Here is a 9,010-nt window from a genome sequence, read left to right as displayed (position 1 = left end):
TCGGGCGGCAATTTCCATGCGGAGCCGGTGGCGTTCGCGGCCGACAATCTCGCGCTCGCCGCCGCCGAAATCGGCGCGCTGGCCGAGCGCCGCATTGCGCTGCTGATCGACGCGACGCTCTCGGGCCTGCCGCCTTTCCTCGTGAAGGACGGCGGCGTGAACTCGGGCTTCATGATTGCGCACGTGACGGCGGCGGCGCTCGCCTCGGAGAACAAGACGCTGGCGCACCCGGCCTCGGTCGATTCGCTGCCGACCTCGGCGAACCAGGAAGACCATGTATCGATGGCGACGTTCGCCGCGCGCAAGCTGGCCGACATCGCCGACAACACGGCCAACATTCTCGCCATTGAGCTGCTCGCGGCGGCGCAGGGCGTGGATCTGCGCGCGCCGCACCGGACGAGCCCGGCGCTCGCGCGCGTGATGGAGTCCGTGCGCAGCGAGGTGCCGCATTACGATCTCGACCGCTATTTCGCGCCGGATATCGCGGCGGTCACGCGGCTCGTGCAGGGCGGCGCGATTGCGGCGCACAGCCCGCTTGCATTCGAGTCCGAGCAGTAATTGACACAGGGCTTTATTGGCCCTTATCCCGAGTCATATCCGGCGTGCGTTGCTTGGTTGGGACGCATTGTCTACCGGATCGAACCCGTGGCGACCGGTGTGCGCAAGCGGCCCTTTCTGACGAAGGAAGGGCCGCGCCACGTTGCGCCACGCTTCGTGCCGCGCGCGAGATCGCGTCGCAACTTGAGACGCCAATCGCCACTTCGTGCATGGCGAAAACCAATTGCTGGATAGTCGCGCCTGAAATTGCCAGCGCTGGTCAGCCAGCACGAACGCTGGGTGTCGATCAATGTGTGCGCAACGACCGTAGCCGCGCTTGTTGAATCAGCGGCAAGTTTGCGACGCCGTGGGTTCTACGCATCCAATCGTCCGCACCCGAATCCACAACGACTGCCATACCGCGCGTGCGTGGAGTGCGCACACGTCTCGCCTTTACCGGCCAGGTGTTGAATCGTCTTCAACGCCTGGCCTCGATTAAGCCGCGCGGTACGCCAACGGCAGCGGCCCCGAAACCGCGCTCGCCCACTCAATTCGGCAGCAGCGAGCCGTCCCGGAGAGGCTCGGTCCCGGCAACCCACGCCACCACCATTCCTGCGGTGGCGAAGCGCGTGCGCTGTCGAGCGAACAGCACGCCGGCGACGGAACTGTGGATTGTGACGACGCGATCGGTCAGCGGATCGACGATGTCGGCGATTGGCTCGCCGGATTCGACGCAAACGCCGACCTGTGCACGGAACACGAGCACACCGGAAATCGGCGCCTGAAGCGGCTCGGTGCCCGCGAACGGCGTGGGCCCGAATTCGAGCGCTGGCAGCGGCGCGGGCGTGCTGTCGATGACGCCGCGCCAGGTCAGGTATTCGACGATTGCGTTCGCGTCGCGCTCGGCGAATGCGTAAGTCACATCCGCCTGGCCTCGCAGCTCGATCGTCACCGAGATCGAGCCGTTCGGGATCGGATAGCGCTCACCAAAGCGCGCACGTAAATCGGACCAGCAAAAGCTGTGAATCTCGTCGAACGGACTGCCGTTCGAATTGAGCGCGAATAGCGAGGCTTTCGCGTCGAGATAGCGTGCGAGCGGCTCGACCTCCGGCCACAATTCGGGGTTCGTGTAGAGATGCAGCGCGGCTTCGAAGTCGCAGTGCAGGTCGAGTACGACGTCGGCGTCGCATGACAGGCGTTGCAGCGCGAGGCGCTGCGATTCGAGTTCGGTGGTCGGCGTTTGCTCGGCGAGTGCCTCGTGCATCGCGGCGCGTACGGCACGCAGGTTCTGTTGCGCGTCGCCGGTCAGGCGAGGCTCGATGCGCGGCATCACGAGTTCGGCCAGATCATGGAAGCCGCGGTTGAAATTGGATGCGGTGCCGGATTCGAAGCGGCCGAGCATCTGCCCGAGCAACCGCTGGTTGAGGCCGATCGGATTGGAGACGGGCACGACGACGATTTCGCCGCGCAGTTTCCCTGCGGTTTCGAGCGCGGCGAGACGCTTGCGCAGTTCCCAGGCGACCAGCATGCCCGGCAGTTCGTCAGCGTGCAGCGACGACTGGATATAAATCTTTTGCCCGCCGCCCGGACCGTAGTGGAAGCTGGTGAGATGCCGCTCGGTGCCGAGCGCCGGGGAAATCAACGGATGGGTTTTCGTTTGCATGATGGAGTGAGTGCGCCGGGCATCGTACGGGCGCGCCGGATAAGTCAGTGCGGTTCACGCAGTGGCAGGTAGGACAGGGCGCACAAATGGGGCGCGCCAGATCGGGCTTATTCGATTGCATGCGACTCGCGCGCCCGAAAGCGGATGCGGAAGCGGAAGCGGCTCCACCCAGGGTGGAGCCGTTCTGCCTGCGAGTCGGGCAGCACAAGGCGCGGTGTATTTCACGCGCCGTTGCACGTCACGAGCCGTACACGTCAAACGTGAAATACCGCGCTTCGATCTTCTTGTAGGTGCCGTCCTTGATGATGTCGCCGATCGCCTGATCGAGCTTCGCCTTCAGATCGGTATCGTCCTTGCGCAGACCGATGGCCGCGCCGTTGCCGAGCATCTTCAGATCGTTCGGCTCGCCGCCGGTAAACGCGAAGCCCGCACCGCGCGGCGTATTCAGGAAGCCAAGGTTGACCTGCACGGCGTCTTGCAGCGCAGCATCCAGACGGCCCGAAATCAGGTCCGCGTAGACCTGGTCCTGATTCTGGTAAGGCACGACGTTCACGCCCTTCGATGCCCAGTTAGCCTTTGCATAGGTTTCCTGGATCGAACCCTGCTCGACGCCGACCGACTTGCCTTTCAGCGAATCCACCGTTGGCTGGACGTTCGAGCCCTTCTTCGCGACGAGGCGAGTCGGGGTGCGGAACAACCGCTCCGAGAACGCGATCTGTTCCTTTCGTTGCGGCGTCATCGACATCGACGACAGCACGCCGTCGAACTTCCGCGCCTTCAGCGCGGGAATCATGCCGTCGAATTCGTTCTCGACCCAGACGCATTTCGCGTTCAGACGTTTGCAAATCTCATTGCCCAGGTCGATGTCGAAGCCGACCAGTTTGCCGTCCGCGCTTTTCGATTCAAACGGGGGATAGCTCGCATCCACGCCAAACCGGACGGTGGACCAGTCCTTCGCGAAAGCGGAGGTTGCGACCGCAAGGATCGCGATGCACAGTGCAAACTTCTTCATTGACGTGGGGTTCCCATAATGTTTTCGGCGCCGCCGAGAAGGGCGGCGACATATCCAACGAACGGCCGTCCGGCTGTTTAGTTGTATAGACAAGATAGCCAAACAATCGCGATCGGATAAGTAGGGTTTTCGCTGACGGCGGCTCGTGAAACGCCAATACGGGTCGTATCATCGCGCGAAGAGAAGTGCGGTGGGAAGTGAGGAATCGGCAGCGCGAATTCAAGTTGTCTAGTCGTGATGAGTGGTGCCCTCAATGAGAGAACCTGCCGGATGCGTTCCGCGCCATCGAGCGTCAGGCCAAAGGCGACGATCGGTGTAGCGTTATCTGCCTGCTCGACTCCGATCTTCAGTGTTACCGGCATGGGCGGGATTTCCCCCGGTATCAAACTCATCGGCGCTTCTTGCCGGCACCCAGGGAATTCCGTATCGGTATCGCATGTAAACTTAAGAAATCTTCAGTAAACGTATTTACATTGAGGAAGCGAAGTTCCGGTTAAATGTGACTTCGCGAATGAATTTGCGAATCATGATCGCGATTAACATATTTATCGAATATATGATTTTATACCGCTATAGAATTACACCTCGAAAGGTGATTTATAAGTAAGTTGTACATCACATAAAGACTCACGCGATAGCGATGATTTTCGAAGAACTGCAGACAGACGGGAGACATAAAGTTGTACTAAAAAATAGCGGCATTCGAATGCCGGACATGCAAGGCGAAAACTGGAGTATCCGATAGTGAGACGGTTACACGACCAGCCCTACGTACGTAGCGTCTGGGAGACACACTACGTTGAACCGCTGGTTCATTGTAGGAGCCTGCCCGGACAGGTCATGCCGTGTGGCCCGGTGTGTGATGGGGCAAGCTACTACTATCTTGAAGCACTGCCGCGAGAAGGCGGTACCGCGGTGACTTTCATCGCAGAGCGTCGTTACGCGGAGAAAATACTACAGCATTTCGGCACGCCGCCGCTACCCATCTTCGATCCGCTCGTGCGCGCGCGTCCGGCTGGACGTACGTCGCGCAATCCCCGGGCAGAGATGGTGGGGCTCAATGCGGATCTCTATGACGCTATCCACATGCTGTGCCTCGCCAGCGGCTCACCGCCCAAAAACGGTGTTACGCGCACGCTTGAATTGCTGCGAGCCGAACCCCGCAGGCAGATACAGCGATACGAAATTGTCCGGTTCGCGCAGGCCGTCGCGCAGCGGGGCGACACACGCCCATTGACACAGGCGGTCCGTTCGCTGGTCCAGAGAGAAGTGCGCCTGCACGCATTCCCGTTCATCTTCCTGCGCGCGCGCCTGCGGTACGAGCGCCTGCCCGAGGCGTTCTAGTCAAAAACCGTTTGGAAATAGCGCCGGGAAACCGCGATCAATTTTTAAGCCGATGGCGTGCCATTCGGTCTTGCCGCCGTTGCGCTCCGGACAGTTGGTTGAGTCCTGCAACGATTCGACAAGCACAGGGGGCGCTGATCATCCTGCATTCAGCGCTGGAATGCCGTCGCTCGTTCCAATGGCGTGTCAGAGAAATTCCCGAGTCGGGTTCATGCGTCAATGTCGCACTATACCGAGTTCCTGCGCACGAAAAACAGCATGAGCACGCTTGTCGACGGACAGTTTAGTGAAGATGCTCTTGACGTGCGTCTTGACGGTTCCGGGCGCAATGCCCAGCGTACGTGCGATTTCCTTATTGGACTGTCCTTGCGCGATTAATTTCACAATGGCTTGTTCGCGTGCACTGAGCGTCTCCGCATCGCGTCGTGGTTTATCCTCCGAGCGATAGATCTCTCGCCAGCCGATGATAAGGCTGTCCAGGTACGTTGCAGTCCCGCCAGATTCTTCTGTGCCTCGTATGTCCTCTCGCGTTGCCTGAAGCAGTTCGCCGATCTCCGATCCTTGATCGAGTATGGTGCGGTAGATCCCGGCCGGCGCCGCGACTCGCACGACATCGTGGAACGTCCTGACGGCACGGGCACGTTGGCGCGTCGCCAGCAACGCCAAGGCCAGCACGGCTTTTAAATTTAACGAAATGAAATCGCTGCGGCGGGTCGGCGAATCGCGCAAGGTGGCCTGGAGTGATTCAACCGCAGACTGTGCATCGCGTCGGGACAGTGAAACATATGCGGCACCAAGCGTTCGGTAGTCTTGTATCTCCCTGAGGCATTGCCGGGAAATCGTGCTCGCACAGGCGAACGCGAGTTGCTCGAGTCGCGTGGCGCAAGCCGACGCTTCGGCTAATCGTCCTTCGGATAACAGCAAACGCGTGCGTTCAAGAAGCGTCGCTGCAATCAAGCGGTTCCAGCGCCGGTTGTGGCCCAATGCCTCGGCTTGATCCAGCAACGCGTAGGCATGCAATGTATCCGAGCGTGTGCGCGCGATCCGCACCTGCGTGATGTAGGCGGTGAGCGCGCTATCGAGAAAGACTGCCAGATCGATGACGGGCATGAGATCGACCAGCAACGCTTCGGCCTCGTCTAGTCGGCTTTGCTCGTAATGAATCTTTGCGAGCATCGGCGCATACAGTGCATTCAGGATGGACCGCGGACCGGCGTGACGCGCTGCGAGTCGTGCTGACTCGTTGAGGTGGCGCTCGGCAAGCCCAAAGTGCAACTGCTCCATCTCGGCAAAGCCCAGGATGCATAGCCTGTAGACGGAGGAGAAGACGTTGCGCTGATCTTCTTCGACGGAATACGGAATCCACGGAGTCGAGTACAACGCGTCGAGATTACCCATCTTCCACTGGCCGAAACGAACCACGTTGGACGCGACGTTTGACGTCCAGCTATCGGTTGATGGACGATTCAGGCATCCCTGCGCGATGGCGAGAGCCCGCTCGGGTTCGTCCTGCAATGCGATGACGGTCGAGCGAATCACAAGGCATTTCCAATGAATCTCGTCACGGTCCGCGTTTCCATCGACCATTACGTCGCGCTCGATGGCATTGAGCATCGTCAGCGCTTCGTCAAAACGCATCGCCAGTGCCATTCCCCAGGCAATCGCTAGCGTCACAACGACTTGCGCGCGCATGAGGTCCGCCGGGAATTGACGTTGCCAACCGAGTAGTGTGAGCAGGTCGCCCTTTTTGACGAGCGCCATGGCGCATTGCTCCATCAGGCGAATGGCTTCGCTCGTCAATCCGGCCGCGATGGCATGCTTGACTGCCTCAGTCCAGAGAGCTTGTTCGGCATACCATTGGCATGCACGCCGGTGCAGATCTTTCACATCAAAGCGGGGTTGCGCAGCCAGACGCTGACACAAATACTCGGCCATCAGATGGTGATAACGAAACCAGTACCCTTCCGAGTCGATAGGCTCAAGCAGCATCTGACGCGATGCAATTGACGTCAGCATGCTGTGACCATTTGCAGTCCCCGTGACGGCATCGCAAAGTGGGGCTGTCAACCGGTCCAGTATCGCCGTGCACATCATAAAATCGACCGTCTCGTCGGGCAGGCCGTGAAGGATTTCTTCCAGGTAGGTTGCAAGCGGTCTCGAAGTACCCGTTGCGGGAACAACTTCCCACGCGCGTTGATGAGCATTGCGCGCCAACGCCGATGTGGAAATACGCAATGCCGCTGCCCAACCTTCCGTGCTTTCGCATAGCGACTTGACGTCAGCCGCCGGCAGCTTCGCCGGGCAAGTGCTTTCAACGAGGCCTCGTGTCTCCTCGACGTTGAAGCGCAACATCGATGCATCGATCTCCAGTAGTTCGTTATGAGCCCGCAGGCGGCCTAAATGCAGTGGAGGTTCGGTCCTGGAGCAAATTACCAGGTGCACGTGTGACGGCGCATTGGCGATGAAGAACGACATTGCATCGTGGATGGTCGGCAGGCTGATCAGATGGTAATCGTCGATGAACAGACAGATTTCGTCATCCACGTCGACGAGTTCATTGATCAGCGTTGCCATCACTGAATTCGCCGGAACGAGCGACGCTTCAGCCGTCAGTCCAATCGCTGAAGCACCGACGTTCCCACAGGCATATCGTAATGAATGTGAAAGGTGATGCAGGAATCGCGCGGGCTCGTCATCTTCCGCATCAAGCGAAAGCCACGCGAGGAGCGTTCCGCTTGCCGCTAACCGACTGAACCACGCGAGAGCAAGCGAAGTCTTGCCAAAGCCAGCGGGCGCCTTGATGACAGACAGGCGCTTGTCTGCTGCCTCGTTGGCCAAATCGGCGAGACGAGGACGGTCAATCAGGCCCTTGGGGATGCGCGGAGCAATAACCTTTGTCGCCAGCAAAACCGGAGGTCTCGCGGCGGATGTTGCGTTTGTATCCTGTGCGGTGCTTTCAGCACTCGGGTTATCCCTTGTCTCCATCTCCATTCTCTCTTCGCGCTCTCCCAAAAGGGAGATGTTGCGCGCGATCGTACTACGCCACTATCGACTCCTGAAAGCGAAGCAGCGCCGTCGGGCCGGGCCAGTAGTGTGATGCGCTTGCCCACGTTTCTCCGGTGCTGCACACAAATCATAAGCCAACCACCTCAGAGGAGGAGACATGACGGCAACATCCGCAATGTTCAAGCTTGGGCCGCTTGGTGCCGAGCCCGAGTTTTCCGAAACGCGTCAGTTGATTCAGCAGACGGTCCATCGCTATGCGCGGGAGGTGCTGCGTCCTGTCGGCATCAAGCTGGATCGCATGACGCCCGAGGAGGTGATCGCACCCGGTTCGCCGTACTGGGCGGCGCGTCAGAAGTTCCTCGAACTTGGCTTTACCGTCGACAGTCTGCTCGAACTCGAACCGGCTGAGCGCGCGAAGACGATGTGCATTCTGTTCGAAGAGCTGGGTTGGGGTGACGCCGGTCTCGCGGTTACCTTGGGGGCCGGCCTGCTGGCCGCTCTGCTGAGCGTATCTTTTGGCAATACGTTCTGCCGCTCGGTTGCGTCGGATGAAAAGCTGGGTTGCTGGGCAATCACGGAGCCGGACCACGGCTCCGACGCGCTCGATCCGTCCGGCGCAATCTTCAACCCGCAAGGCACCTACGGCCGCCCGAACTGTGTGGCGACGATTCGCGGCGACGAAGTCATCATCAACGGCCAGAAGTCGGCCTGGGTGTCGAACGGCACTGTAGCCGACGTCTGCATTTTGTATTGCGCGGCAGACAGCGGTTCCGGCGTGGATACGAAGCGTGGCGCCGTGATCATCGTGCCGATGGACGCGAAGGGCATCACGCGCGGCAAGCCGCTCGACAAGGTCGGTCAGCGCGCATTGAATCAGGGCGAGATCTTCTTCGAGAATGTGACGCTGTCGAAAGAGCACATCCTTGCCGGTCCCGATCAATATCTCGATGCCGTCTACGCGGTTCACGCGTTCGCGAACGCAGTGATGGGCGCCGTATTCACCGGTACGGCACGCGCAGCCTACGAGCTTGCCCATGCCTACGCCCACGAGCGCAAGCAGGGCGGTCTGCCGATCATCCGCCATCAGTCGGTTGCGGCCCGGTTGTTCCATATGTTCCGCAAGGTCGAAGCCGCTCGCGCGCTCACGCAGCGCGTCGTGCACTACAACTTCACGGCGGCAGTGCCATCGCTGCACGCCGCCATGACAGCGAAGGTCACGGCCACCCAGACCGCGCTCGAAGTCGCGAGCGATGCACTGCAGATTTTCGGCGGCAACGGCCTGACGCGCGAATACCCGATCGAGAAAATCTGGCGCGACGCGCGTGCCTCGCTGGTCGAGGACGGTTGCAACGAAATTCTCGCCATCAAGGGTGGCTACGCGCTGGTCGATCAGGATCTGCTGTAGGCGACACGCTTTAAAACCGCAGGGCACGTAATGCGTGCCTCAC

Annotated in this window: 7 protein-coding genes; 3 read left to right on the top strand and 4 right to left on the bottom strand. The window is 60.1% G+C overall.

The window, feature by feature from the left end; translation table 11 throughout:
* A partial coding sequence (locus ACFPTO_RS18350) for an aromatic amino acid lyase (protein ID WP_377713459.1) occupies window positions 1-558 on the top strand: 558 nt, incomplete at its 5' end.
* Window positions 559-1,084: 526 nt separating this feature from the next.
* Here the strand turns inward: ACFPTO_RS18350 and ACFPTO_RS18345 are convergent.
* The 3 genes from ACFPTO_RS18345 to ACFPTO_RS18335 all read right to left on the bottom strand — a co-directional run bounded on the left by ACFPTO_RS18345 (window position 1,085) and on the right by ACFPTO_RS18335 (window position 3,574).
* Window positions 1,085-2,200 carry a succinylglutamate desuccinylase/aspartoacylase family protein gene (locus ACFPTO_RS18345; RefSeq protein ID WP_377713457.1) on the bottom strand — a complete coding sequence of 372 codons (1,116 nt, stop codon included), beginning with the start codon at window positions 2,198-2,200 and terminating at the stop codon, window positions 1,085-1,087.
* A 238-nt stretch (window positions 2,201-2,438) separates the two neighbouring features.
* Window positions 2,439-3,212, bottom strand: coding sequence for an ABC transporter substrate-binding protein (locus ACFPTO_RS18340; protein WP_377713455.1), 774 nt, complete (start codon window positions 3,210-3,212; stop codon window positions 2,439-2,441).
* Window positions 3,213-3,289: 77 nt separating this feature from the next.
* The gene (locus ACFPTO_RS18335) at window positions 3,290-3,574 is read right to left on the bottom strand and encodes a hypothetical protein (protein WP_377713453.1); all 285 of its coding nucleotides are present in this window, start codon (window positions 3,572-3,574) and stop codon (window positions 3,290-3,292) included.
* A 553-nt stretch (window positions 3,575-4,127) separates the two neighbouring features.
* Between ACFPTO_RS18335 and ACFPTO_RS18330 the strand changes: the two genes are divergently transcribed.
* A complete protein-coding gene (locus ACFPTO_RS18330; protein ID WP_377713451.1) occupies window positions 4,128-4,556 on the top strand; it encodes a hypothetical protein in 429 nt (142 codons plus the stop codon).
* Window positions 4,557-4,772: 216 nt separating this feature from the next.
* On the opposite strand, the gene ACFPTO_RS18325 is transcribed toward ACFPTO_RS18330, so the two are convergent.
* Window positions 4,773-7,547, bottom strand: coding sequence for a winged helix-turn-helix domain-containing protein (locus ACFPTO_RS18325; RefSeq protein ID WP_377713449.1), 2,775 nt, complete (start codon window positions 7,545-7,547; stop codon window positions 4,773-4,775).
* 172 nt (window positions 7,548-7,719) lie between these two features.
* Between ACFPTO_RS18325 and ACFPTO_RS18320 the strand changes: the two genes are divergently transcribed.
* A complete protein-coding gene (locus ACFPTO_RS18320; RefSeq protein WP_377713447.1) occupies window positions 7,720-8,967 on the top strand; it encodes an acyl-CoA dehydrogenase family protein in 1,248 nt (415 codons plus the stop codon).
* Window positions 8,968-9,010 lie beyond the last annotated feature (43 nt).

The organism is Paraburkholderia denitrificans (assembly GCF_042655705.1).
Classification (GTDB): domain Bacteria; phylum Pseudomonadota; class Gammaproteobacteria; order Burkholderiales; family Burkholderiaceae; genus Paraburkholderia; species Paraburkholderia denitrificans.
Note: the sequence above shows the minus strand (reverse complement) of the source record. Positions and strands in the feature narration are given on the sequence as shown.